We start from the raw sequence: 25,601 nt of genomic DNA, 5'->3' as shown, positions 1-25,601 counted from the left end.
GACGATCGCCAAATCGCCCCAGCCCCACCTCCATCGACATACGACCGCTCTCCACAAGACCGCCTCCCGCCAGGGAATCAGTCTTCGCCGATCTTCGCAACAAAGATGTGTGCATTAGATAGCCGGTCACCGGGGAGAGCACGAAGTAAGCTGTAAAACCATCGCGCAGGGAAAGCCGGAATGCTTCGGTTGAACCTGTGGTCCTACCCCCGTGCTTTTTGTTGCACGGGACCCATGGGTGCAACCAGCACCCGGCTTTCCCTGCGCCCTCTGATGATTGAGAGGGTGAAACGAGACGCAAAGCTCGGGCAATGCATGCCGCGAGAACGCGGACTCACATCCGTTACTTGAATCGGACGTAGGATGGGTAGAGCGAGGCGAAACCCATCATTCGCGCGGCTTGCTCCATCGCGATGGGTTTCGCTTCGCTCTACCCATCCTACGGGTCCGCTGTTTGAAATTTGAATCAGAACCCATCCCCATGCGCGCATGACGACTGTGGAGAGAGTGTGCGACACACCGCTTTTCCGGCGCCGATTGATGCGCCCTCTCCCCTTGTGGGAGAGGGCTACTCCGGCGCCCGCAACGAACTCACTTGGGTGAGGGGTCTCTCTCCACGCGCACCGTCGCCCGCGGAGACGACCCCTCATCCGTCGCGCATTTCATGCGCGACACCTTCTCCCACAAGGGGAGAAGGGAAGAACGCGCGTCACCCACGCAACCTAAATCGGCTTGCCCGTATACGGCATCGATGCCGTGAGACCGCCGTCGACCGGGATCGCCTGGCCGTTGACGTAGGATGCCTCATCGCTCGCAAGGAACAATCCCATCGCGGCGAGCTCGTGCGGCTGGCCGGGGCGCTTGAGTGGATTGAGCTGGCCGATCTTGTCGGAGGTGCCGCGCTCCTTGGCGCGGTCGAACACCGGCTTGGTCATGCCGGTCTCGATCAGGCCGGGGCAGACCGCGTTGATGCGCACGCCGGTGCCGGACAGCGAATAGGCGGTGGTCTGCACCAGGCTGATGACGCCGGCCTTGCTCGCGCCGTATGGATGGCCGCTGGCACCGGCCTTCAGTCCTGCCACCGATGCGGTGCAGATGATCGAACCATAACCCTGCTTGGTCATATGCGGGATCGAATGCTTGATCGCGAGGAACGGTCCGATCAGATTGATGCGCAGCACCTCCTGCCAGTGCTCGACTGTCTGGTCGGCGAGCGGCACCAGGCCGCCGCTGATGCCCGCATTGGCCCAGATCGCGTCGAGCTTGCCGTATTTCGAAAGCGCCTTGTCGATGAAACCCTTCACGTCGGATTCGGAGCCTGCATCCGCTGTCACCGCTTCGACAGCGCCGCCGGCATCGCGGACCAGCTTTGCGGTCTCGTTCACGCCCTCGGTGCGGTCGACGGCGATCAGCTTGGCGCCTTCCTTCGTGAACAACAGGGAGGCAGCGCGCCCGATGCCGCTTCCGGCGCCAGTAATGATGACGGATTTGCCTTCGAGGCGGCCCATATGTTTCTCCCTGATAGCTTTGCGTGTCGGCGCCTGCCGCTTCGCGGAATTCAAACAAGATTTCAAACGCCAGAGTCACTTCAGACAAGTCGCTTGAGACGTTATGTACTCTGACGTACGACACACGCACACTATTCAAGGGGTCTTGTGATGTCCAATGCCGACAAGTCAAAGGTGGCCACGACACGGTGGTGGTGGGTGCGGCATGCGCCGGTGCGCAGCGACGGCGGCAATATCTACGGTCAGAAGGACATTGAATGCGACACCAGCGATCGCGAAGTGTTCGATGCGGTCGCGAAGATCCTGCCGCGCACCGCAGTCTGGTACGCAAGCAACCTCATGCGCACGCATCAGACCGCGGAGGCGATCTGGGCTGCCGGCTTTCCGAAGCCGGTTAGCATGACGAAGGAAGCCGCCTTCGCCGAACAGCATCTCGGCCGGTGGCAGGGCATGAACCGCGCCGCGTTCCTCGCCAGCCGCCCGGTCGGCAGCCATTGGTTCGCCGACATCAACGAACCCGCGCCCGACGGCGAGAGTTTCATGGATCTCTACACCCGTGTCTGCCGTGCGATCGTGCGGATCAATGTCGCGGAAGCCGGCAAGGACGTGATCGCGGTCGGTCATGGTGGCACGATCAAGGCCGCCGTCGGTCTGGCACTCGGCGGCCAGCCGGAGAGGGGGCTTGCCTTCGACATCGACAATTGTTCGGTGACGCGGCTCGATCATATCGCAAGCGCGGACACCAGCCTCTGGCGGTTGCCGATGGTGAACCAGCAGCCGTGGATCGCGGACGCAAAGCATGCCGCGATGCATCAGCCGGCCGGCCCGGAAGTCGTGCCGGAGAACAAGCTCGCCTGACCCGATGATATCGGTGACGGTGAACGCTGCTTAGCTCGAGACCAATATCAAGACTTCACATCTGGGAGAGAAACATGAGCTTGTTCGACATGAAGGGAAAAGTCGCCGTCATCACCGGCTCGACGCGCGGTATCGGCCGCGCCATTGCCGAGCGCATGGCCGAGCATGGCGCCAAGGTGGTGATCTCCTCGCGCAAGGCCGATGTCTGCGACGACGTGGCGAAGGAGATCAACGGCAAGTTCGGCAAGGGCACCGCAGTCGCGGTCGCGGCGAACATCTCGAGCAAGGAGAACCTTCAGAACCTTGTCGACGAAAGCAACCGCGCCTTCGGCAAGATCGATGTGCTGGTCTGCAACGCGGCGTCGAATCCCTATTACGGTCCGCTGGCCGGCATCTCCGACGACCAGTTCCGCAAGATCCTCGAGAACAACATCGTCGCCAACAACTGGCTGATCTCGATGGTGGTGCCGCAGATGATCGAGCGCAAGGACGGCTCGATCATCATCGTGTCCTCGATCGGCGGCCTGAAGGGCTCGACCATCCTTGGCGCCTACGCGATCTCGAAGGCGGCCGACATGCAGCTCGCGCGCAATCTCGCCTGCGAATACGGCAAGCACAATATCCGCGTGAACTGCATCGCTCCCGGCCTGATCAAGACCGACTTTGCGAAAGCGTTGTGGGACAATCCGGAGAACCTGAAGGCCTCGACCGCGCGCTCGCCGCTGCAGCGCATCGGTATCCCCGACGAGATCGCCGGCTGCGCGGTGCTGATGGGATCGAAGGCCGGTGACTTCATGACCGGCCAGACGGTCGTGATCGACGGCGGCGCGACGATCAGTTGAGGCCTTCTTCGTCATTCTGGGGCGCGCGCAAGCGCGAACCCGGAATCCAGAAGTTGCGGATCGAGATTCCGGGTTCAGCCCTCGCGGGCTGCCCCGGAATGACGGCGTCAATCCAGCGCCGCGTACACGCCGTTCCTGACCAGCGTGCGGGTATAGTCGCGCTGGCCTGGGCCCTGCGACATGAACACCGCAAACAGCTCCTCGACCGGATCGATCCAGAAGAAGGTGCCGGCGACGCCGCTCCAAAAGAACTGCCCGACCGAGCCCGGAAATGGCGCGATGCCCTGATGGGTGCGCACCGCAAAGCCGAGACCGAAGCCGTGCCCGGGCGGCACCAGCGTGCCCTGGATCTTCACGTGCGGACCGAGGTGGTCCGACGCCATCAGCTGCAACGTCTTGCGGCCGATGATCCTGTTGCCGTCGAGCGAGCCGCCGCTCAGCAGCATCTGCGAGAAGCGGGCATAGTCCATCGTGGTCGACACCAGCCCGCCGCCGCCGGATTCCATCGCCGGCTGCTCCAGCATGTTGAAGAGCTGCACCTTCTCGCCGCTCCAGGGATCGCTCGGGAACGCCTCGGCAAGCCGGGTTGCATTCTCCTCGCCGGTGTAGAAGCCGGTCTCGGTCATCTGCAGCGGCGCCAGGATGCGCTCGGTCAGGAAGGAGCCCAGCGTCTTGCCGCTGACGACTTCGATGATGCGGCCGAGGATGTCGGTGGAGCGGCTGTAGTTGAACTCGGCGCCGGGCTGGCAGATCAGCGGCATGCTGGCGAGCAAGGTCGCGTGCTCGGCGTTGGTGATCTTGCGGCTGCGCAGCCGCGACTGCTGGTAGAGCTGCTGCACCAGGCCGTTGCCGGTGTGGTCGTAAGTGAGACCGGAGGTGTGGCGGAGCAGGTCCTGGATCGTCATCTGGCGGCTCGCCGGCACCAGCTCGAGCTTGCCGCCACTCTCGACGCCGACCTTGGTCTCGGCGAATTCCGGGATGAATTTCGAGACGGGATCGCTGAGCAGGAAGTGGCCGTCCTCCAGCAGCATCATGATGCCGACCGAGACGATCGGCTTGGTCATCGAGAAGATGCGGAAGAGGGTGTCATGCGCCATCGGCGCCCCTCGGGGGCCTGCTGGCCGATGGTGTCGAACCAGCCGATCTGGCCGCGGCGGGCCACCAGCACGGTGGCGCCGGGGATGGTTCCCTTGTCGACCTCGCGCTTGAAGGTGTCGGACATCCGCTGCAGCCGGACGCTGGAGAGGCCGAGCTGCTCGGGCTTGGCGGAGGGCAGGGGTGGCGTCTGCGGGGCGGATGTCGGCCTGGTGGCGGTTTGCGCGGTCATGGTCTCTCCCGTTGCTTCTTGTTGTCGCGGCGACGGGGCGAAGTCTGGCCGAGAAGTGCAATCTTGAACAGGGCGTTTACCGCTTCACCCTTGCATTCGGGGCATGCCCTGTGCTTCAAACGGCGCGAACCGGCGGCGACGCTTCGGTTCCTTAGGAGTGTAGCTCAATTGGTAGAGCACCGGTCTCCAAAACCGGGGGTCGCAGGTTCGAGCCCTGCCACTCCTGCCAGCGTGCGCATATCTTGACCTTTCACCACTGCCGCAGTACATACCCGCCACCTGCAGCCGGCCCGCGATTAAAAGGCGGATATCCGGCGCGGCTTTGATATCCCCCGAACAACCGAGCCTGTTAACCGGCTCATCCTTCGCGAGAGGGCTGGGCACTCAAGGACTGTTCGGATTCCTGAAACACTTGAATCGTCTGACGACGGACGCGGACTTTAAAGAATGGCTTTCAGCCCGTTCAAATTCCTGCAGGAAGTGCGCTCGGAGACCGCCAAGGTCACCTGGCCGACCCGTCGTGAGACGACGATCACCACGATCATGGTGTTCGTGATGGTCGCGCTGGCGTCGATCTTCTTCTTCGCCGCGGACCAGATCATCCGCTATCTTATTACCCTCATCCTGGGTATCCACTGATGAGCACGTTAACGCAATCCATGGACAAGCGCTGGTACATCGTCCACGCCTACTCGAACTTCGAGAAGAAGGTGGCGGAATCGATCCGCGAACAGGCTAAGCAACGTGGGCTGGAGGAACTGTTCGAGCAGGTGCTGGTGCCGACCGAGAAGGTCACCGAGGTTCGCCGCGGCCGCAAGATCGACGCCGAGCGCAAGTTCTTCCCCGGCTACGTGCTGGTGAAGATGAAGCTTACCGACGAAGCCTTCCACCTGATCAAGAACACGCCGAAGGTGACGGGCTTCCTGGGCGCCGAAAACAAGCCGATGCCGATCTCGGAATCCGAGGCCATGCGGATCCTGCACCAGGTGCAGGAGGGCGTGGAACGGCCGAAGGCGTCGGTGTCGTTCGAGATCGGCGAGAATGTGCGGGTGGCCGACGGGCCGTTCGCCTCGTTCTCGGGCGTGGTGGAAGAAATCGACGAGGCGCGCTCGCGCGTGAAGGTCGCGGTCTCGATCTTCGGCCGCGCCACCCCGGTCGAACTGGAATTCGGTCAGGTCGAGAAGGTCTGATTGTGTCGTCATTGCCGGGCTTGACCCGGCAATCCATCTGCCTTTGAAGGAAGGCTTCTTGCGAAGATGGATGGATGCCCGGGTCGAGCCCGGGCACGACAAGAATGGAGGCGGAGACGCTTCCGAAAGGACGTGGGAGGACGGGCGCGGTCGCCAGCCGCACCGGGTCCGAACCACGGAACCTGAACCCGCCGGACAATGTCCGGCACAACAGGAGTGATACATGGCAAAGAAAGTGACCGGATACCTGAAGCTTCAGGTCCCGGCCGGTGCGGCGAACCCGTCGCCACCGATCGGTCCCGCGCTTGGTCAGCGCGGTCTCAACATCATGGAATTCTGCAAGGCCTTCAACGCCCAGACGCAGAAGGAAGAAAAGAACACCCCGATCCCGGTGGTCATCACCATCTATGCGGATCGTTCCTTCACCTTCGAGATGAAGACGCCGCCGATGTCTTACTTCTTGAAGCAGGCTGCCAAGATCCAGTCCGGCTCGAAGGCGCCGGGCCGCGACAAGGCCGGCCAGGTGACCAAAGCGCAGGTGCGCGAGATCGCCGAGAAGAAGATGAAGGATCTCAATTGCGGCACTGTCGAAGCGGCCATGAAGATGGTCGAGGGCTCCGCCCGTTCGATGGGCCTGGAAGTTGCGGGGTAAGGCGCCATGGCAATCGGAAAGCGTTTGAAGAAGGCCCGCGAAGGTATTGACCGCGAAAAGCTTTACCCGCTCGCGGACGCCATCAAGCTGGTCAAGGAGCGGGCCAAGTCGAAGTTCGACGAAACCATCGAGGTCGCGATCAATCTCGGCGTCGATCCGCGTCACGCCGACCAGATGGTGCGCGGCGTGGTGACCCTGCCGAACGGCACCGGCCGTACGCTCCGCGTCGGCGTGTTCGCTCGCGGCGCCAAGGCGGATGAGGCCAAGGCGGCGGGTGCCGACGTCGTCGGCGCCGAGGACCTGGTCGAGAAGGTGCAGGCCGGCAATATCGACTTCGACCGCTGCATCGCCACCCCCGACATGATGCCGCTGGTCGGCCGTCTCGGTAAGGTGCTCGGTCCGCGCGGCATGATGCCGAACCCGAAGATCGGCACCGTGACCATGGACGTCACCGGCGCCGTGAAGGGCGCCAAGGGCGGCTCGGTCGAGTTCCGCGTCGAGAAGGCCGGTATCATCCAGGCCGGCGTCGGCAAGGCCTCGTTCGCCGAGGACAAGCTGGTCGAGAACATCAAGGCGCTCGCGGACGCCGTGGTCAAGGCCAAGCCGGCCGGCGCCAAGGGCACTTACGTCCAGCGCGTGGCGGTATCCTCCACCATGGGCCCGGGCGTGAAGGTCGAGCCGGGCACGCTGCTCGGCTAACCACCGGCAAGGCCTACTAATATAGAGAGGGCGGGATCGGGCAGCCGGTTCCGCCTTTTGCTTATGCGGCGTGGCGCAGCTTTCCAGGGAAGAACAACAATGCCGGATAAAGTCCTGATCTATTCGCGCTTTCCCAAAGCCCAGCTCCAGCGCTTCGGTGAGCGCTATGAACTGCTGAACGCGGCCGGCAAGCGGCCGAACGAGGCGTTCTCGGCCGCGGAACTCGCCGACATCCGGGCGCTAATCACCGCGGGCGGCAGCGGGCGGCTCGGGGCCGACGCCATGGACATGATGCCGAAGCTGGGCGCGATCATCTGCTACGGCACCGGTTATGACGGCATCGATCTTGCTGCCGCGGCGAAGCGCAACATCGCGGTCGGCAACAGCCCCGGCGCGAATGCGGCCTCGGTGGCCGACATCGCGATGACGCTGATGCTGGCGGCGGTCCGCCGGCTGCCGGTCGCCGACAATTACGTGCGGAGCGGCGACTGGGCGGAGGCAAAACCATCGCCGATGATGCGGCCGCAGGCGGGCATGCGCGGCCGCAAGGTCGGCGTCTACGGCATGGGCGAGATCGGCCGCAAGATTGCCGCGCGCGTCGCCGCCTTCGAGACCGAGGTCGGCTATTTCAGCCGAAGCCGGCACGACGTGCCGTATCGGTATTTTTCGAGCCTCGAGGCGCTGGCCGACTGGTGCAGCGTCCTGATGATTGCGGTGCGAGCCGGGGCGGACAACAACCACGCCGTCAATGCCGACATCCTGCGTCGGCTCGGCAGCGACGGTCTGGTCGTCAACATCTCGCGCGGCTCCGTGATCGACGAGGCCGCGCTGGTTGCGGCACTGTCGGACCAGATCATCGCCGGCGCCGGCCTCGACGTCTACGCGATCGAGCCGCATGCGCCGGACGCGCTCACTGCGCTACCGAACATCGTGCTGACCCCACATATCGGCGGCCACACCCTGGAATCGCATGTGGCGATGCGGGACTGCGTGCTGGCCAATCTCGAGGCATTTTCGCCGGCAAACCGCTGCCTTATCAGGTTCAGCTCGCCTGATCTGTCCGCGGCCCGAATTTTGCTCTTGGCAAGTGAGGGCGGAGCCGCTAAGAAACTGTTTCCGGGCGTGCTGGCGGTTGCTGGCGTGCCTGTGCTCGCATTCCGAAAACTTGGCTCAATAGGAGAGTTTTCCTTCCAGGCGTCCACTTGGATTGCTCGAAAGGAAGCGAACCCGTCGGCCCGGTTGGGATGAGGGCAGGGGCTTTGGCTTGAGCCTTAGCCTTGATCCTGTCCGAGACTGCAGGCGCCCGCGACAAACTTCGGTTTTTCAACGGCTTAATCGTATGGCCTGCATAGACGGGTGAAAACTGGATTTTGCTTCGCGCAGAGCCTTAAGCGGGCCTTGCGGAAGCTGGTTTGGTTCGAACCTCGACAGCCCGCGGTCGAAAGGCCGACGGGAGGGCAGGCTTCTAAGAATGTCGTCTTGCCCGGCGTGTCCCTCGGACTTCGGTCCCGAGGCATAAGGTTTGGGTGGGACGATGGGTGCAACCCGGCGGTCCCGCGCAAGCGAAGGCCGCCAACCGGAGAGAGCTTGCTGTGGAACGAGCGGCAAAGAAAGAGGCGGTCGAACAGCTCAACGAGGTCTTCAAGACCACGAGCGTTGCGATCGTTGCTCACTATTCCGGCCTCACCGTCGCCCAGATGCAGACCCTGCGCAAGCAGATGAAGCAGGCGGGCGCGTCGGTGAAGGTCTCGAAGAACCGTCTCGCCAAAATTGCTCTTGAAGGCACTGACGTCGCTGCCATCGGCACCCTCCTCAAGGGGCCGACCGTGATCGCTACCTCCAACGATCCGGTTGCGGCGCCAAAGGTTGCCATCGATTTCGCCAAGGCGAACGAGAAGTTCGTCATTCTTGGCGGCTCGATGGGTAAAACCGTCCTGAATGTCGATGGCGTCAAGGCGCTTGCCTCGCTGCCGTCGCTGGACGAACTGCGCGGCAAGATCGTCGGCCTCATCGTGGCCCCGGCGACCAAGCTCGCCCAGCTCTCCAATGCGCCCGCGGCCAAGCTCGCGCGCGTCATTCAGGCTCATGCCTCAAAGGGCGAAGCGGCCTGACCCTTCGCAAAACTCAAACCCTGGTTCGAACCAAACGTTTAAGGAAACAGATCAATGGCTGACTTGCAGAAAATCGTCGACGACCTCTCGAGCCTCACCGTGCTCGAAGCGGCCGAACTCGCAAAGCTCCTGGAAGAGAAGTGGGGCGTGTCCGCCGCTGCCGCCGTTGCGGTGGCCGGTCCCGCCGCTGGTGGCGCTGCCGCGGCTCCGGCTGAAGAGAAGACCGAGTTCACGGTCGTGCTCGCTGCCTCCGGTGACAAGAAGATCGAGGTCATCAAGGAAGTCCGCGCCATTACTGGCCTGGGCCTGAAGGAAGCCAAGGACCTCGTCGAAGGCGCTCCGAAGCCGGTCAAGGAAGGCGTCAACAAGGAAGAAGCCGACAAGATCAAGGCCCAGCTGGAGAAGGCTGGCGCGAAGGTCGAGCTCAAGTAACCCGAGGGTTACTGAGCGAAAATCCCGGGCGGCCGCGCGCAATCCGGGACAGGCCATGCAAAAGATGTGCGACGGGTTGTCGCGTTATGCGTGGTACACAAAAAAGTGTGGGGATTCGTGGGTTTAACCCTCGAATCTCCATGATCGCCGTCCCATATCGGGGTGGCAGCGGAAACACGGTTGGCGGCGGGGGCGGCAGGGCTTCCACGGGAACCGTTGGGAGACAGGCAGATTTCGGGCTTTTTCAGTCCGTGAAGCGACGAGTTTTGACGGGCGGGTGCGTCAAGCGCCCCGCGCGTTCTTTTGCGTTTTGTAAGGTCACAAGAACGAATTGAGGATTTGGTTCCTGAATTTGGCCCTTGTTCCTTCCAGGCGAATCGAAATTCAACCCGGGTGCGGTGGCAATCGCGGTCCGGAAGGTACGCCCCAAAAGGGCGGCGAAAATGAGAGGCCCCGATGGCGCAGCAGACATTCACCGGTCGCAAACGCGTACGCAAGTTCTTTGGTCACATCAAGGAAGTCGCGGAGATGCCGAACCTCATTGAGGTTCAGAAGGCGTCCTATGATCAGTTTCTGATGGTCGATGAGCCCCAGGGCGGGCGGCCGGACGAAGGCCTGCAGGCCGTGTTCCGTTCGGTGTTCCCGATCTCGGACTTCTCCGGCACCTCGATGCTGGAGTTCGTGCGCTACGAGTTCGAGCCGCCGAAATATGACGTCGACGAGTGCCGCCAGCGCGGCATGACCTTCGCTGCGCCGCTCAAGGTGACGCTGCGCCTCATCGTGTTCGATATCGATGAGGAGACCGGTGCCAAGTCGGTCAAGGACATCAAGGAGCAGGACGTCTACATGGGCGACATCCCGCTCATGACCATGAACGGCACCTTCGTCGTCAACGGCACCGAGCGCGTCATCGTCTCCCAGATGCACCGTTCGCCGGGCGTGTTCTTCGACCACGACAAGGGCAAGACCCACTCCTCGGGCAAGCTCCTGTTCGCGGCGCGCGTGATCCCCTATCGCGGCTCCTGGCTCGACATCGAGTTCGACGCCAAGGACATCGTGTTCGCGCGCATCGATCGCCGCCGCAAGATTCCCGTGACCTCGCTGATGTACGCGCTCGGTCTCGACGGGGAACAGATCCTTTCGACCTTCTACAAGAAGATCAGCTACAAGCGTACCAAGGAAGGTTGGCGCGTGCCGTTCGACGCCAACCGTTTCCGCGGCTATTCCACGGTCAACGACCTGATCGACGCCGATACCGGCAAGGTCGTGCTCGAGGCCGGCAAGAAGCTCACCGTTCGCCAGGCCCGCCTGCTGCAGGAGAAGGGCCTCAAGGCGTTGCGTCTGTCGGATGAGGAGTTGGTCGGCAATTACCTCGCCGAGGACCTCGTCAATCCGAAGACCGGCGAGATCTACGCCGAAGCCGGCGAGGAGATCACCGAGAAGCTCCTGAAGTCGCTCAACGAGCAGGGCTACAAGGACCTGCCGCTGCTCGACATCGACCACGTCAACGTCGGCGCCTATATCCGCAACACCCTGTCGGCTGACAAGAACATGACGCGCGAGGACGCGCTGTTCGACATCTACCGCGTGATGCGTCCGGGCGAGCCGCCGACGCTGGATTCGGCGCAGGCCATGTTCCAGTCGCTGTTCTTCGACTCCGAGCGCTACGACCTCTCCGCGGTCGGCCGCGTCAAGATGAACATGCGCCTCGAGCTCGATGCGCCCGACACCCATCGCACGCTGCGCAAGGAAGACATCCTTGCCGTCATCAAGACGCTCGTCGACCTGCGCGACGGCAAGGGCGAGATCGACGACATCGACCATCTCGGCAACCGTCGTGTGCGCTCGGTCGGCGAACTCATGGAGAACCAGTACCGCATCGGCCTGCTCCGCATGGAGCGCGCGATCAAGGAGCGCATGTCGAGCGTCGATATCGACACCGTCATGCCGCAGGACCTGATCAACGCGAAACCGGCGGCGGCCGCGGTGCGCGAATTCTTCGGCTCCTCGCAGCTCTCGCAGTTCATGGACCAGACCAACCCGCTCTCGGAGATCACCCACAAGCGGCGCCTGTCGGCGCTTGGCCCGGGCGGTCTGACCCGCGAGCGCGCCGGCTTCGAGGTGCGCGACGTGCACCCGACGCATTACGGTCGTATCTGCCCGATCGAGACGCCGGAAGGTCCGAACATCGGCCTGATCAACTCGCTCGCGACGTTTGCGCGCGTCAACAAGTACGGCTTCGTCGAGACGCCTTACCGGAAGATCAAGGAGGGTCGCGTCACCGACGAGGTGGTGTACCTGTCGGCGATGGAGGAGGGGCGCTACCGCGTCGCGCAAGCCAACGTGCCGCTGGATCCGAAGGGCCGCTTCACCGAGGACCTCGTGGTCTGCCGTCACGCCGGCGAAGTGTTGCCCGTGACCCCTGACAAGGTCGACTACATGGACGTGTCGCCGAAGCAGCTCGTTTCGGTGGCCGCCGCGCTGATTCCGTTCCTCGAGAACGACGACGCCAACCGCGCGCTGATGGGCTCGAACATGCAGCGCCAGGCGGTGCCGCTGGTTCGCGCCGAGGCGCCGTTCGTCGGCACCGGCATGGAAGGTGTGGTTGCCCGCGACTCCGGCGCCGCGATCGCGGCCCGCCGCTCGGGCGTGATCGACCAGATCGACGCCACCCGCGTCGTCATCCGCGCTACGGAAGATCTCGATCCGACCAAGTCGGGCGTCGATATCTACCGTCTGATGAAGTACCAGCGCTCCAACCAGTCGACCTGCATCAACCAGCGTCCGCTGGTGAAGGTCGGTGACATCGTCAAGAAGGGCGACATCATCGCTGACGGTCCGTCGACCGATCTCGGCGAGCTCGCGCTCGGCCGCAACGTGTTGGTCGCGTTCATGCCGTGGAACGGCTACAACTTCGAAGACTCGATCCTGCTCTCCGAGCGGATCGTGAAGGATGACGTCTTCACCTCGATCCACATCGAGGAGTTCGAGGTGATGGCGCGCGACACCAAGCTGGGTCCTGAGGAAATCACGCGCGACATTCCGAACGTTTCGGAAGAGGCGCTGAAGAACCTCGACGAAGCCGGCATCGTCTATATCGGCGCGGAAGTGCGCGCCGGCGACATCCTGGTCGGTAAGATCACGCCGAAGGGCGAAAGCCCGATGACGCCGGAAGAGAAGCTGCTCCGCGCCATCTTCGGCGAAAAGGCTTCCGACGTCCGCGACACCTCCCTCCGCGTGCCTCCGGGCGTGCAGGGCACGATCGTGGAAGTGCGCGTGTTCAACCGCCACGGCGTCGACAAGGACGAGCGTGCGCTGGCGATCGAGCGGGAGGAGATCGAGCGCCTCGCCAAGGACCGTGACGACGAGCAGGCGATCCTCGACCGCAACGTCTACAACCGTCTCGCCGAGCTGCTGGAGAACCGCCAGGGCATCTCCGGTCCGAAGGGCTTCAAGAAGGACACCAAGATCACCCGCGCGGTGCTCGATGAGTATCCGAAGTCGCAGTGGTGGCTGTTCGCCTCGCCTAACGACAAGCTGATGGCCGAGATCGAGGCGATGCGGAAGCAGTACGACGAGTCGAAGAAGGGGCTCGAGCAGCGCTTCCTCGACAAGGTCGAAAAGCTGCAGCGCGGCGACGAACTGCCGCCCGGCGTGATGAAGATGGTCAAGGTCTTCGTCGCGGTGAAGCGCAAGATCCAGCCCGGCGACAAGATGGCCGGCCGCCACGGCAACAAGGGCGTGGTGTCCAAGATCGTTCCGATCGAGGACATGCCGTTCCTTGAGGACGGTACGCATGCGGACATCGTGCTGAACCCGCTCGGCGTGCCCTCGCGCATGAACGTCGGCCAGATCCTCGAGACGCATCTCGGTTGGGCCTGCGCCGGCCTCGGCAGGCGCATCGGCCAGACCATCGACGCCTATTATCAGAAGCAGGATCTCAAGCCGCTGCGCGAGACCCTGAAGAGGATCTATGGCGACGATGAAACCATCCGCTCGCTGAACGACAACGAGTTGATCGAGCTCGGCCGCAATCTGAGTCACGGCGTGCCGATCGCGACTCCGGTGTTCGATGGCGCCAAGGAGGCCGACATCGAGGAGATGCTGAAGCTTGCCGGCTTCGACGCCTCCGGCCAGTCGACCGTCTATGACGGCCGCACCGGCGATCCCTTCGATCGCAAGGTGACGGTGGGCTACATCTACATGCTGAAGCTGCACCATCTGGTGGACGACAAGATCCACGCCCGCTCGATCGGCCCGTACTCGCTGGTTACCCAGCAGCCGCTGGGCGGCAAGGCGCAGTTCGGCGGCCAGCGCTTCGGCGAAATGGAGGTGTGGGCGCTGGAAGCCTATGGCGCGGCCTACACGCTGCAGGAGATGCTGACCGTGAAGTCGGACGACGTCGCCGGCCGTACCAAGGTGTACGAGGCGATCGTGCGCGGCGACGACACGTTCGAGGCCGGTATCCCGGAGTCGTTCAACGTGCTGGTCAAGGAAATGCGCTCGCTCGGCCTCAACGTCGACTTGCACAATTCCAAGGTGGGACCGGCACCGACGTCGGAAGCGGCCGAGTAATTTCGTGAAGGCGGCGGTGACGCCGCCTTCGCCGCCGTCATCGTCCGCCAACGGGTCCGGCCAAACGCCGGTCCGGTGACAAGCTCCGGCGGACGATCCAGTAACCCGCGGCTGCGGTGATTACTGGATGCCCCGCCTTCGCGGGGCATGACAGAAAAGGAATGCATGGGCCGACGAAAGTCGGCAGACGGAGAAGACCATGAACCAAGAGATTATGAATCTTTTCAATCCGACGACGCCGGCCCAGGTCTTCGACCAGATCCGGATTTCGATCGCGTCCCCGGAGAAGATTCTGTCCTGGTCCTACGGCGAGATCAAGAAGCCGGAGACCATCAACTACCGCACTTTCAAGCCGGAGCGGGACGGGCTGTTCTGCGCCCGCATCTTCGGGCCGATCAAGGACTACGAGTGCTTGTGCGGCAAGTACAAGCGGATGAAGTACAAGGGCATCATCTGCGAAAAGTGCTCGGTCGAAGTCACGCTGTCGCGCGTCCGGCGCGAGCGCATGGGCCATATCGAGCTCGCGGCGCCCGTCGCCCACATCTGGTTCCTGAAGTCGCTGCCGTCGCGCATCGGCCTTCTGCTCGACATGACGCTGAAGGATCTCGAGCGCATCCTGTACTTCGAATACTACGTCGTGCTCGAGCCGGGTCTGACCGCGCTCAAGGACCGTCAGCTCCTGTCGGAAGATGAGTACCTGAAGGCGCAGGACGAATACGGCCAGGACAGCTTCACCGCCATGATCGGCGCCGAGGCGATCCGTGAATTGCTGAAGGGCCTCGAGCTGGAGAAGCTCGAGCTCTCGCTGCGTGCCGAGATGCAGGAGACCGACTCCGACATCAAGCACAAGAAGCTCGCCAAGCGGCTGAAGATCGTCGAGGCCTTCCGCGTCTCCGGCAACAAGCCGGAATGGATGATCATGACGGTCATTCCGGTGATCCCGCCGGACCTGCGCCCGCTGGTGCCGCTCGATGGCGGCCGCTTCGCGACGTCTGACCTCAACGACCTCTACCGCCGCGTCATCAACCGCAACAACCGCTTGAAGCGGCTTATGGAGCTGCGCGCGCCCGACATCATCATCCGCAACGAGAAGCGCATGCTGCAGGAGGCCGTCGATGCGCTGTTCGACAACGGCCGCCGCGGCCGCGTCATCACCGGCGCCAACAAGCGCCCGCTGAAGTCGCTCGCCGACATGCTCAAGGGCAAGCAGGGCCGCTTCCGCCAGAACCTGCTCGGCAAGCGCGTCGACTATTCGGGCCGTTCGGTGATCGTGGTCGGTCCCGAGCTGCGCCTGCATCAGTGCGGCCTGCCGAAGAAGATGGCGCTCGAACTGTTCAAGCCGTTCATCTATTCGCGGCTTGACGCCAAGGGCCTGTCGACGACCGTGAAGCAGGCGAAGAAGCTGGTCGAGAAGGAGCGGCCCGAGGTCTGGGATATCCTGGACGAGGTGATCCGCGAGCATCCGGTGCTCTTGAACCGCGCGCCGACGCTGCATCGTCTGGGCATCCAGGCGTTCGAGCCGGTGCTGATCGAGGGCAAGGCGATCCAGCTTCACCCGCTGGTCTGCGCCGCGTTCAACGCCGACTTCGACGGCGACCAGATGGCCGTGCACGTTCCGCTCTCGCTCGAAGCGCAGCTCGAAGCGCGCGTCCTGATGATGTCGACCAACAACATCCTGCACCCCGCGAACGGCCAGCCGATCATCGTGCCCTCGCAGGACATCGTGCTCGGCCTCTACTACGTCTCGATCATGCGCGAAGGCCTGCCCGGCGAGGGCAAGGTGTTCGGCGACATGGCCGAGCTCGAGCATGCCCTGCACTCGAAGGTCATCCACCTCCACACCAAGATCAAGTACCGGTGGGAGGGCCTCGACGAGGAAGGCAAGAAGAGCAAGCGCTGGATCGAAACCACCGCGGGCCGCGTCATGCTCGGCAACCTGCTGCCGAAGCACCCGAGGACTTCGTACGACATCATCAACAAGCTGATGACCAAGCGCGAGATCTCCGGCGTGATCGACCAGGTCTACCGGCACTGCGGCCAGAAGGAGACGGTGATCTTCTGCGACCGCATCATGGCGCTCGGCTTCTACAACGCCTTCAAGGCCGGCATCTCGTTCGGCAAGGACGACATGGTCGTGCCGGCGTCGAAGTGGAAGATCGTCGACCAGACCCGTACGCTGGCGAAGGATTTCGAGCAGCAGTACAATGACGGCCTGATCACCCATGGCGAGAAGTACAACAAGGTCGTCGACGCCTGGTCGAAGGCTGGCGAAGAAGTCGCCAAGGCGATGATGAAGGAGATCTCCTCGACCAAGAAGACGGCCAGCGGGGCGGATGCCGACATCAACTCGATCTACATGATGGCGCATTCCGGCGCGCGTGGTTCGCCGGCGCAGATGCGCCAGCTCGCGGGCATGCGCGGCCTGATGGCGAAGCCGTCGGGCGAGATCATCGAGACGCCGATCATTTCCAACTTCAAGGAAGGCCTCTCGGTGCTCGAGTACTTCAACTCGACCCACGGCGCCCGCAAGGGCCTCGCGGACACCGCGTTGAAGACCGCGAACTCCGGGTACCTGACCCGCCGTCTGGTCGACGTGGCGCAGGACTGCATCATCACGTCCAGCGACTGCGGCACCCATCTCGGCATCAAGATGCGCGCCATCATCGATGCCGGCACGGTGGTCGCCTCGCTCGGCTCGCGCATCCTGGGCCGCGTGGCCTGCGATGACGTGCGCGATCCCGCGACCAACGAGGTCCTGATCGCGCGCGGAACGCTGATGGAGGAGTCCCATGTGGACGCCGTCCAGAAGGCCGGCATCCAGGAGGTGAAGATCCGTTCGGCGCTGACCTGCGAGCTCATCAACGGCATCTGCGCCAAGTGCTACGGACGCGATCTCGCCCGCGGCACCCCCGTCAACCACGGCGAGGCGGTCGGCGTGATCGCGGCGCAGTCGATCGGCGAGCCGGGCACGCAGTTGACGATGCGCACGTTCCACATCGGCGGCGCGGCGCAGATCAACGAGCAGTCGTTCGTGGAGTCGAACTTCGACGGCAAGATCGTGATCAGGAACAAGGCAATCGCCCGCAACAGCGAAGGCCACCTGGTCGCGATGGTCCGCAACATGGTGGTTGCGATCGTCGATGCCGACGGCACCGAGCGTGCGACCCATCGCATCCAGTACGGCTCGCGCATGCATGTCGACGAGGGCGATATGGTCAAGCGCGGGCAGCGCATCGCCGAGTGGGATCCTTACACCCGTCCGGTGCTGACCGAAGTCGAGGGTACGATCGGGTTCGAGGACCTGGTCGAGGGCCAGTCGATCTCGGAGACGCTGGACGAATCCACCGGTATCGCCAAGCGCGTCGTCATCGACTGGCGATCGACGCGTGGCGGCGCCGATCTGCGCCCGGCCATCGTGGTCAAGGGCAAGGACGGCAAGGTGATGAAGCTCGCGCGTGGCGGCGATGCCCGCTACATGCTGTCGGTCGACGCGATTTTGTCGGTCGACGTCGGTGCGCAGGTGAAGCCCGGCGACATCCTGGCGCGTATCTCGACCGAGAGCGCCAAGACCCGCGACATCACCGGCGGTCTGCCGCGCGTTGCTGAACTGTTCGAGGCGCGCAAGCCGAAGGATGCGGCGATCATCGCGGAAGTGGCGGGCACCATCCGCTTCGGCCGCGACTACAAGAACAAGCGCCGCATCTCGATCGAGCCGACCGACAAGACCGAGGAGCCGCGCGAGTACCTGATCCCGAAGGGCAAGCACATCCACCTGCAGGACGGCGACATCGTCGAAAAGGGCGACTTCATCGTCGAAGGCAATCCGGCACCGCACGACATCCTGGCGATCAAGGGCATCGAGGAACTCGCTGCCTATCTGGTCAACGAAATCCAGGAGGTCTACCGGCTGCAGGGCGTGCTCATCAACGACAAGCACATCGAGGTGATTGTCCGTCAGATGCTGCAGAAGGTTGAGGTCACCGATCAGGGCGACACCGACATGATCTCGGGTGAGCAGGTCGACAAGATCGAGTTCGACGCGCTCAACACCAAGGCCAAGGAAGAGGGCAAGAAGCCCGCGACCGGAACGCCGGTGCTGCTCGGCATCACGAAGGCGAGCCTGCAGACCCGCTCGTTCTTCTCGGCGGCCTCCTTCCAGGAGACCACTCGCGTGCTCACCGAAGCCGCGGTCAACGGCAAGGTGGACCCGCTGGAAGGCCTCAAGGAGAACGTCATTGTCGGCCGGCTGATCCCGGCAGGCACGGGCGCCTCGATGGCGCGGATCCGCGAAGTCGCCATGAAGCGCGACAAGCTGATCCTCGACGAGCGCGAGAAGCAGGCGGCGATCGTGCCGTCCGCGCCCGAAGCGGAGCCGCTGGCGCTGCCGCCGGCGGAGTAATACCCCGCAAAACTACGGTACTCACGAAAAGGCCGGCTTTTTGCCGGCCTTTTTGCTGCTCTCCTCTTGTGCTGCGCTGCAGGAATGCGCTTTGTTCATCTTTCCTTCAGACAGAAAAGCGCTTCTGCTAAGAGCGGCTACGGCCGGGTGCTTCGCCCGCCCGGAAGAACGGAATCCCCATGCTTGATCTCGCAATCGTTGGTGGCGGCCCCGGCGGGCTGATGAGCGCCTGGTACCTGAAGAGGAAGCTCGGCGACCTCTGCCGCGTCACCATTTACGAGGCGTCGGACCGGCTCGGCGGCAAGATCGTCACGCGCAAATTCAATACCGCATCCGCGACCTACGAGGCCGGCGTCGCCGAGATCTACGATTATTCGATGACCGGCCCGGATCCGCTGCGCGAACTGATCCAGCATTTCGGCCTGCAGACCATCCCGATGGATGCCGAGCAGGTCCAGCTCGACGGCGAGCTCTTGAACGACGTGCGGGGCATGCGCCGCAAATATGGCGCGACGACCGCCGAGGCGATCGAAGCGTTCCGCAAGCGCTGCACCGAGATGATCTCGCCGGTCGAATACTACGAAGGCGTCGGCGCGCATGACAACGAGCATCCCTGGGCCCACAAGACCTGCGAGCAACTCCTCGACGAGGAGGTCGAGGATCCGACCGCCAAGCGCTTCTTCAAGGTGATGGCCCGCTCCGACATCGCGACCGAGAGCCACAACACCAACGGGCTCAATGCGCTGAAGAATTTCGTGATGGATATCGACGGCTATATCGGCCTGTACTCGATCCAGAACGGCAATGAGCAGCTCATCGAATGCCTGCGCTCGGAAGTCGATGCCGACATCCAGCTCAATCACCGGGTGCTGAAAGTCGGCAAGGCCGGCAACGGCCGCTACCGCCTCAACATGATGAACGGGAAAGGGCCGGAGACGCGCGACTTCGACCTCGTGCTGGTCTGCCTGCCGCATTCCTGGCTCGCCACGCTCGGCTGGGACGGCGAGGAGTTGCGCCAGTCGATGGTCAAGCACATCGCCTATTTCGACCGCCCGGCGCACTACCTGCGCGTCTCGATCCTGTTCGACGAGCCGTTCTGGGGCGAGAAGATCCCGGGCTCCTGGTTCATGTCGGAAGCGTTCGGCGGCTGCTGCGTCTACAACGAAGGTTCGCGCCATGATGTTGGCCGGCACGGTGTCCTGAACTGGCTGATCGCGGGCTCGGACGCGCTGGCCTTTGCCAATCTGACCGACCAGGAACTGATCGATGCTGCGTTGAAATCGCTGCCGGCTTCCCTCGGCAATGCGCGCGAGCATTTCCTCGAGGGCAAGATCCACCGCTGGCTGAGCTCGGTGAACGCGCTGCCCGGCGGCCTGCCGGCGCGCGACGTCATGACCAACCATCGTCCCGAGCCCAAGGAGCATCCCGGCATCGTCGTGGTCGGCGATTATCTGTTCGATTCCACGCTGAACGGCCTGCTCGATTCGTCCGATGCGGCGACCGACATCATCCTGACCGAGATGATCCGGCTGCGCCATGCCCGCGCCCAGGCCGAGCGGCCGCTGTCGGACAAGATCGACCGCGGTTATTTCGAGAATTATCGCGGGCAGGGCCCCTACAGCGAGGCGTGGCGCCACTTCACCGATCCCGCGCTGCTGATGGAGATGATCCAGATCGTCTGGGGCGAGGCGAAGGGCTACAAGCTCCTGGTGGCGGGCTCGGCGAGCGGCGAACTGGTCGGCGCGCTGCGCGAGCGCGGGGTCGATGCCTGGGGCGTCGAGAACAACCGCTTCATCCACGGCAAGACACCGAAGGCGCTGCAGGAGTACAACAAGCTCGGCTCGGTCGTCGACCTGCCGTTCGAGGACAACGAATTCGACTTCGTGTTCGAGACCAGCCTCTGCCATCTCGGCGGAAAGCAGGTGGTGCGCGCGGCGCGCGAATTGCATCGCGTGGTCAAGACCGGCCTCGTGTTCGGCTCGGTGACTTCGGACCTCGCGCCCGGCCTGATCGACCGCTACGATCTGTTGCGTGGCGTCAAGAAGCTCGCCACCTGGTGGGAGTGGTCGGAACTGTTCTTCGGCAACGGTTTTGATCTCGCCGCCCATCGTCGCGACTGCACCGAGGCGCTGTGGACCGCGGCGCGCGCCGCCAACAAGGGGCCCGGCCACTGGTACGGCGACTCCGACGCGTTGCGCTATTCGTTCTTCGATAAGGTCGAGGACGAGGATTGACCCAAGGATTGACCTGAAGATTGACCGGTGCACCGGCCGGTTCAATTGCTTTGCCCAATCCTTGCTGATCGCATAGAATCGTTGGCATAGCGCGTATCGCGCTGTCGCGCTCGATTTGCGGTCATGCCGGCCGTGCAGTATCGGTTGGTTTCATGGCATCGAAGCCCCCATCATCTGACGGTCACAATCCGGTTGCGACGGATGAACTCGAGCTGAAAAAGAAGCTCGGGGCGAATGCCGATTCCGCTACGTCCAGGCCCGGCGGCAAGCCTTCGTCGACATCACCGCTTCCCGACGATGATGACGAAGCCGACGCCGAGAACGAAATCGAGCTCGATGACGATGATGAGGACGAGGACCTCGTCGTCTTCACCGCCAAGGAAGCCGCCGGCGCGCTTGCCACGATCTACGGCTTCGTCAAGCCGTATCTGGCCAACTACAAGCGGATGCTGGTCTTCGTCAGCTTCGGCCTCGTGGTCGAGACGTTGTTCAACGTCATCATGCCGCTCAGCCTGAAGTTCCTGATCGACGATGCGCTCGGCGAGGAAGACTTCCAGGCGCTCTACAAGATCCTCGGCGTGCTTGCCGCCGCCGGGATCATCACCTCCATCATCGCGGTCTGGTACGAACGCTGGGACGCGCGGCTTGCCGCCTGCATTATCTCCGACGCGCGGACCAAACTGTTCGAGCACGTCCAGAACCTGCCGTCGTCCTATTTCGCCCGCACCAAGCGCGGCGAGATCCTGTCGCGCTTCTCGATCGACCTTTCGGCCTTCGAGGGCTCGGTCAAGAGCTTCGCCAACAGCGCCGCCCTGCCGTTCCTGGAGCTCATTGCCGGCATCATCCTGATGCTGTTCCTGAGCTGGCAGCTTGCCGTGGTCGCGCTACTCGTGTTTCCGATCACCCTGATCGGGCCGCGGATCCTGACCCCGAAGGCGGTGCAGGCCAATTACGAGCAGAAGCTGAACGAGGCCGCGCTGCTCGGCACCGTGCAGGAGAATGTCGCGGCCCAGGCCGTGGTGAAGGCGTTCAACCTGCAGCGCCGCGCGCTCGGCTGGTTCACGATGCGCAACAACGACGTGCGGCGGAAGGCAGCTTCCGCCATGTTCCTGTCGACCATGGTGGAGCGCACGGTCACCATCGCGGTGCTGCTGTTGCACCTCGTGGTGCTCGCGATCGGCGCCTATCTCGCCACCAAGGGCCAGATCACCATCGGCACCTTCGTCACCTTCGAAAGCGCATTCTGGGAGGTGTCCTACAACATCGCGCACCTGATGCACTTCATCCCGGTATCGATCCAGTCGGCGGCGGCGGTGCAGCATATGCAGGAACTCCTGGACGAGCCGACGCGCGGCGCCGACCGGCCGGGCGCGCCGGACCTGCCGCGCATCACCAATGACATCACCTTTGAGCGCGTGACGTTCCAGTACGAGGGCAGTCAGGAGCCGGTGCTCGATAATTTCAGCCTCAAGCTCAAGGTTGGTCAGCGCATCGCGATCGTCGGCCCCTCGGGCTCCGGCAAGAGCACGCTGCTCAATCTGATCCTGCGGCTTTACGTGCCGGACGAGGGCCGCGTCACCATCGACGGCGTCGATATCCGCAAGGTGACGCGTGAATCGCTGCGGCGAAGCATGGCGGTCGTGTTCCAGGAGAACATGCTGTTCAACATGTCGATCCGGGAGAACATCCGCCTCGGGAAGGAAGGCGCGAGTGACGAAGAGGTCGTGGACGCCGCGCGCAAGGCCGAAATCCATCGCTTCATCATGAGCCTGCCGCAGAAATACGACACCGTGGTCGGCGAGCGCGGCGACACGCTCTCAGGCGGCCAGCGCCAGCGCATCGCGATCGCGCGTGCCATCATCCGCAATCCGTCCGTGCTGCTGCTCGACGAAGCGACCTCGGCCCTCGACCAGACCACGGAGGCCGCGATCAACAGCACGCTGTTCAGGGTTGCCGCGGGCCGCACCATGATCTGGTCGACGCACCGGCTGACGTCGGTGGTCGACATGGACGAGATCATCGTGATCTCCGGCGGCAAGGCGATCGAGCGCGGCACCCATGCCGAGCTGCTCGCCGCAAACGGCGTCTACCGCAAGCTCTGGGACGATCAGGGCCACGTCGCACACAATGCCGCTGCGCAGGCCGACGACGATGAAGACGATGATGAGGACGACGACGAGGAGTGATCCCTCAGCTTGATGTCGCGATCCGGCCTTGCCGGCCGGGGCGAAACGCGCCGGCGGTGGAGTAGCGGACGCCCTGCGCGAAGCGGACCACGAAGCGGCCCCAGCGTCCGGCGCGCCAGGTCAGGCCATGGTCGATCGACAGCGAGCGAAGGTGGTAGGCCTTGGCAAGCGATCGTGCCTCGCAGGCCTGCTTGACCGGATCGTCGTAGAACGCCTGGATCTTCGGCACGTCCATGCCGTCGCTCGAAAGCCACGCCGGGATGTGGACGTTGCACAGCCGCTCGACGTCGGTGAAGACCTTGTCGCTACCGGTGCCGGCGGCTGGGCAGGAGGTCGAGAACGCGTCGCCGACCAGCACGATACCGGGCTGCAGATATCCTTCGGTGACGTAGAGGTCGGCGGGCCTGATCCTGATCGGCCCGGAGACCATGAAGCCGCCGGTCATGCGGGCAAGCCCCGGCATCGTGGCGAGCATGGTGGCTTCCGGCGCCTGCCTGAACTGCTGCAGCCACGGGTCGGTCATGTCGCGGTAGACCATGAGGTTGGCGCGCATCGTTCCGCCGATCGGGAACAATGTAAGATAGGCCATGCGCGCGCTCGGCCGGCCCGGCCAATAGGTCAGTGCCGGAAAATCGAACGCCGCGCGGCCGACCGGCATGACATCGAAGCCAAGCGTGATTGAATGGCACGCGCTGATGATGCGGCGCTGCATGCCGAGCGTGTGGCGCAGGCCGGTGTTCAGGCCGTTAGCGAGCACGATGAGCCGTGCCGAGATCTCCTCATTGTTCGACAGCACGATCTTCTGCCGGTCGGCGCTGTTTGAAACAGCGTAGGCCTTGGCATGGATGATCTCGACATCGCCTGGAATCTGCGCGCGCATGGTGTTGACCAGCGTGTCATAGAGGATGCCGTGCTGATCGCTGGGCTTCTTGGCGACGACGTAGCCGAACCGCGCCTCCCACACCTGGCCGTCCAGCGTCGTGGCGCGCAGCGTCTCTTCGGCAAGGCCGGTCCTGCGCAACAGCTCGAGTTGATCTCCGCCGAGCTTCTCGCAGCGCAGCTCAGGTGGATAGCTCAGATGCGGGTCGATCAGGCACGCCGAGATGCCCGCGCGTCCGAGCATCGCCGCGGCGGTCGAACCGGCGAGCCCGCCGCCGATGATGGCAACATCCGTGTAGCGCATGCGTCTTGCCTCTGATCGCAAGGCTCCATGCATGGCCGAGAATCGCAAAGGAACCCTGAACTGGTGCTTCACAATCCAGTCAGTCCCGCGTCCGCTTAATTGAAAAGCAATGTCCCGCAAACACGATGGCGCGCGGTCGAAGGGTCGGATTTCGATGATCTTGGTAACGATTGATTCACCCAGCCTGGACATCGCCCCGCAATGGGACGATCTGGTGCGGCGTGCGTCGTCGAACGTGTTCATGAATCCGGCCGCGCTTGCGGCGGCCGTTGCGACCGACTTTGCCAGGATCCACGTGCTGCTGGCCTGGGAGCAGGGCGCTTCGCAGCGGAGGCTCGTAGGCATCTGGGCGCTACAGGTGCGGCAGGCCGTGCGATTGTGGCCAAAGGTGTCGGAAGCGCTGCCCTACACTTATGCTTTTCTCTCCAGCCCGGTCGTCGATCCGGCCTTCGCCGATCAGGTCATTCCCGCATTCCTCGCCGCCATCGAACAAGACCCGCTGCTGCCCGATGTCCTCAGCCTCACGTCGTTCGACGGGGAGTGCCCGAGCTACGCGGCCATGTCAAAATGGCTGGCCGCGCGTGGCATCGAGCCGTTGATCGTTGCAACGAGCAGCCGGCCTTTCGTGACGAAGGAATTCGGCGTGAAGCGTAGCGGCTCGACGCGGAAAAAGCTGCGTCAGGACTGGAACAGACTGTCGGCGCTTGGCGCCGTCGATGTCGTCAACGACCGGTCGCCTGGCGCGGTCCGCCAGGCGTTCGAGACGTTTCTGGCGATGGAAAAGGCAAGTTGGAAGGGTGAGCAGGGCACGGCGGTGTTATCGGATGCCCGCGATGCCGCCTTCACCAGGCAGTTGGTGCACAATCTGGCCGACCGCCAAGCCTGCTCCGTCGCCTTGCTGCAGGTCAACGGCGAGGTCGCGGCTGCGCAGGTGCTGATGTATGGCGGCGCGACCGCCTACACTTGGAAGACCGCATACGATGCCCAGTTCGCGCGATATTCACCCGGGCATCTCCTCGTCGACAAGGTGACCGATCAGCTGTTCGCGCAGCCCGAGATCGAGGCGATCAATTCCTGCGCCGCCGAAGACAGCTTCATGGCCCAGCTATGGACCGGCCGCCGCACCATGCTCGATCTGCTCTTCGATGTCAGCGGAACGAAGTCGCTGGGCTACCGGATGGAAGCGGGCCGGCTGCTCGGCTACCATTTTCTGCGGCGTCTGCGGGACCGCCTGCGGCAGCGTCGTCGGACATCCTCCGCCAAGGCGCCGCAGGGCACCGCGAGCAAGCCGGAAAAGGAAGCGGGCGCCGCGCTGCGCGCGCCAGCAAAGGCTGGGGTCCGTCGACACCAGGCGGAAGTCGAGGGCCTTGGCCATTGACCAGGGCCTGTAAGCCTTCTTGGCAGG

At 63.5% G+C, this 25,601-nt stretch carries 14 protein-coding genes, 1 tRNA gene and 3 pseudogenes; 15 read left to right on the top strand and 3 right to left on the bottom strand.

Annotation, left to right across the window (positions count from 1 at the left end):
• Positions 1-722: 722 nt before the first annotated feature.
• Positions 723-1,508 (bottom strand): SDR family NAD(P)-dependent oxidoreductase, encoded by a 786-nt coding sequence (locus ACZIRK_RS30480; protein ID WP_130225573.1) that lies wholly within the window; start codon positions 1,506-1,508, stop codon positions 723-725.
• A 150-nt stretch (positions 1,509-1,658) separates the two neighbouring features.
• Here ACZIRK_RS30480 and ACZIRK_RS30475 point away from each other — a divergent pair, with 150 nt between their 5' ends.
• Positions 1,659-2,366 carry a histidine phosphatase family protein gene (locus ACZIRK_RS30475; RefSeq protein WP_130225572.1) on the top strand — a complete coding sequence of 236 codons (708 nt, stop codon included), beginning with the start codon at positions 1,659-1,661 and terminating at the stop codon, positions 2,364-2,366.
• 74 nt (positions 2,367-2,440) lie between these two features.
• A complete protein-coding gene (locus ACZIRK_RS30470) occupies positions 2,441-3,208 on the top strand; it encodes an SDR family NAD(P)-dependent oxidoreductase (RefSeq protein WP_474418723.1) in 768 nt (255 codons plus the stop codon).
• Positions 3,209-3,315: 107 nt separating this feature from the next.
• On the opposite strand, the pseudogene ACZIRK_RS30465 reads toward ACZIRK_RS30470, so the two are convergent.
• Positions 3,316-4,535, bottom strand: a pseudogene (locus tag ACZIRK_RS30465) (serine hydrolase domain-containing protein).
• A 153-nt stretch (positions 4,536-4,688) separates the two neighbouring features.
• Here ACZIRK_RS30465 and ACZIRK_RS30460 point away from each other — a divergent pair.
• From ACZIRK_RS30460 to ACZIRK_RS30405, 12 genes and pseudogenes are all read left to right on the top strand, one after another.
• Positions 4,689-4,764: transfer RNA gene (locus ACZIRK_RS30460), tRNA-Trp, on the top strand.
• A gap of 218 nt (positions 4,765-4,982) precedes the next feature.
• Positions 4,983-5,174, top strand: coding sequence for a preprotein translocase subunit SecE (gene secE / locus ACZIRK_RS30455; protein ID WP_016840554.1), 192 nt, complete (start codon positions 4,983-4,985; stop codon positions 5,172-5,174).
• A gap of 20 nt (positions 5,175-5,194) precedes the next feature.
• Complete coding sequence (gene nusG, locus ACZIRK_RS30450) at positions 5,195-5,725, top strand: transcription termination/antitermination protein NusG (RefSeq protein ID WP_028168538.1); 531 nt, start codon at positions 5,195-5,197, stop codon at positions 5,723-5,725.
• A gap of 223 nt (positions 5,726-5,948) precedes the next feature.
• Positions 5,949-6,377 carry a 50S ribosomal protein L11 gene (gene rplK / locus ACZIRK_RS30445; RefSeq protein WP_130225570.1) on the top strand — a complete coding sequence of 143 codons (429 nt, stop codon included), beginning with the start codon at positions 5,949-5,951 and terminating at the stop codon, positions 6,375-6,377.
• Between the two features lie 6 nt (positions 6,378-6,383).
• Positions 6,384-7,076 carry a 50S ribosomal protein L1 gene (gene rplA, locus ACZIRK_RS30440; protein ID WP_028168540.1) on the top strand — a complete coding sequence of 231 codons (693 nt, stop codon included), beginning with the start codon at positions 6,384-6,386 and terminating at the stop codon, positions 7,074-7,076.
• Between the two features lie 99 nt (positions 7,077-7,175).
• Positions 7,176-8,131: pseudogene (locus ACZIRK_RS30435) on the top strand (2-hydroxyacid dehydrogenase).
• Positions 8,132-8,668: 537 nt separating this feature from the next.
• Complete coding sequence (gene rplJ / locus ACZIRK_RS30430) at positions 8,669-9,187, top strand: 50S ribosomal protein L10 (RefSeq protein ID WP_028168542.1); 519 nt, start codon at positions 8,669-8,671, stop codon at positions 9,185-9,187.
• Positions 9,188-9,241: 54 nt separating this feature from the next.
• The gene (gene rplL / locus ACZIRK_RS30425) at positions 9,242-9,619 is read left to right on the top strand and encodes a 50S ribosomal protein L7/L12 (protein WP_027520973.1); all 378 of its coding nucleotides are present in this window, start codon (positions 9,242-9,244) and stop codon (positions 9,617-9,619) included.
• Positions 9,620-10,075: 456 nt separating this feature from the next.
• A complete protein-coding gene (rpoB, locus tag ACZIRK_RS30420; protein ID WP_130225568.1) occupies positions 10,076-14,194 on the top strand; it encodes a DNA-directed RNA polymerase subunit beta in 4,119 nt (1,372 codons plus the stop codon).
• Positions 14,195-14,393: 199 nt separating this feature from the next.
• The gene (gene rpoC / locus ACZIRK_RS30415; protein ID WP_028168544.1) at positions 14,394-18,593 is read left to right on the top strand and encodes a DNA-directed RNA polymerase subunit beta'; all 4,200 of its coding nucleotides are present in this window, start codon (positions 14,394-14,396) and stop codon (positions 18,591-18,593) included.
• Positions 18,594-18,772: 179 nt separating this feature from the next.
• A complete protein-coding gene (locus ACZIRK_RS30410) occupies positions 18,773-20,827 on the top strand; it encodes an FAD-dependent oxidoreductase (RefSeq protein WP_130225567.1) in 2,055 nt (684 codons plus the stop codon).
• 152 nt (positions 20,828-20,979) lie between these two features.
• Positions 20,980-23,013: an ABC transporter ATP-binding protein gene (locus tag ACZIRK_RS30405; RefSeq protein WP_130225566.1), complete on the top strand. Its 2,034-nt coding sequence runs from the start codon at positions 20,980-20,982 to the stop codon at positions 23,011-23,013.
• On the opposite strand, the pseudogene ACZIRK_RS30400 reads toward ACZIRK_RS30405, so the two are convergent.
• Positions 22,935-24,196: pseudogene (locus ACZIRK_RS30400) on the bottom strand (FAD-dependent oxidoreductase). The gene ACZIRK_RS30405 and the pseudogene ACZIRK_RS30400 overlap by 79 nt on opposite strands.
• Positions 24,197-24,350: 154 nt before the next feature.
• On the opposite strand from ACZIRK_RS30400, the gene ACZIRK_RS30395 reads away from it, so the two are divergent.
• Positions 24,351-25,574 carry a GNAT family N-acetyltransferase gene (locus ACZIRK_RS30395; RefSeq protein WP_130225564.1) on the top strand — a complete coding sequence of 408 codons (1,224 nt, stop codon included), beginning with the start codon at positions 24,351-24,353 and terminating at the stop codon, positions 25,572-25,574.
• Positions 25,575-25,601: the final 27 nt, after the last annotated feature.

Source organism: Bradyrhizobium sp. Leo114, from assembly GCF_055229415.2.
Note: the sequence above shows the minus strand (reverse complement) of the source record. Positions and strands in the feature narration are given on the sequence as shown.

Excerpts from the sequence above, each read along its gene's own strand:
- ACZIRK_RS30480 (WP_130225573.1), bottom strand. The coding sequence starts at position 1,508 with ATGGGCCGCCTCGAAGGCAAATCCGTCATCATTACTGGCGCCGGAAGC.
- ACZIRK_RS30475 (WP_130225572.1), top strand. The coding sequence starts at position 1,659 with ATGTCCAATGCCGACAAGTCAAAGGTGGCCACGACACGGTGGTGGTGG.
- ACZIRK_RS30470 (WP_474418723.1), top strand. The coding sequence starts at position 2,441 with ATGAGCTTGTTCGACATGAAGGGAAAAGTCGCCGTCATCACCGGCTCG.
- secE (WP_016840554.1), top strand. The coding sequence starts at position 4,983 with ATGGCTTTCAGCCCGTTCAAATTCCTGCAGGAAGTGCGCTCGGAGACC.
- nusG (WP_028168538.1), top strand. The coding sequence starts at position 5,195 with ATGGACAAGCGCTGGTACATCGTCCACGCCTACTCGAACTTCGAGAAG.
- rplK (WP_130225570.1), top strand. The coding sequence starts at position 5,949 with ATGGCAAAGAAAGTGACCGGATACCTGAAGCTTCAGGTCCCGGCCGGT.
- rplA (WP_028168540.1), top strand. The coding sequence starts at position 6,384 with ATGGCAATCGGAAAGCGTTTGAAGAAGGCCCGCGAAGGTATTGACCGC.
- rplL (WP_027520973.1), top strand. The coding sequence starts at position 9,242 with ATGGCTGACTTGCAGAAAATCGTCGACGACCTCTCGAGCCTCACCGTG.
- rpoB (WP_130225568.1), top strand. The coding sequence starts at position 10,076 with ATGGCGCAGCAGACATTCACCGGTCGCAAACGCGTACGCAAGTTCTTT.
- rpoC (WP_028168544.1), top strand. The coding sequence starts at position 14,394 with ATGAACCAAGAGATTATGAATCTTTTCAATCCGACGACGCCGGCCCAG.
- ACZIRK_RS30410 (WP_130225567.1), top strand. The coding sequence starts at position 18,773 with ATGCTTGATCTCGCAATCGTTGGTGGCGGCCCCGGCGGGCTGATGAGC.
- ACZIRK_RS30405 (WP_130225566.1), top strand. The coding sequence starts at position 20,980 with ATGGCATCGAAGCCCCCATCATCTGACGGTCACAATCCGGTTGCGACG.
- ACZIRK_RS30395 (WP_130225564.1), top strand. The coding sequence starts at position 24,351 with ATGATCTTGGTAACGATTGATTCACCCAGCCTGGACATCGCCCCGCAA.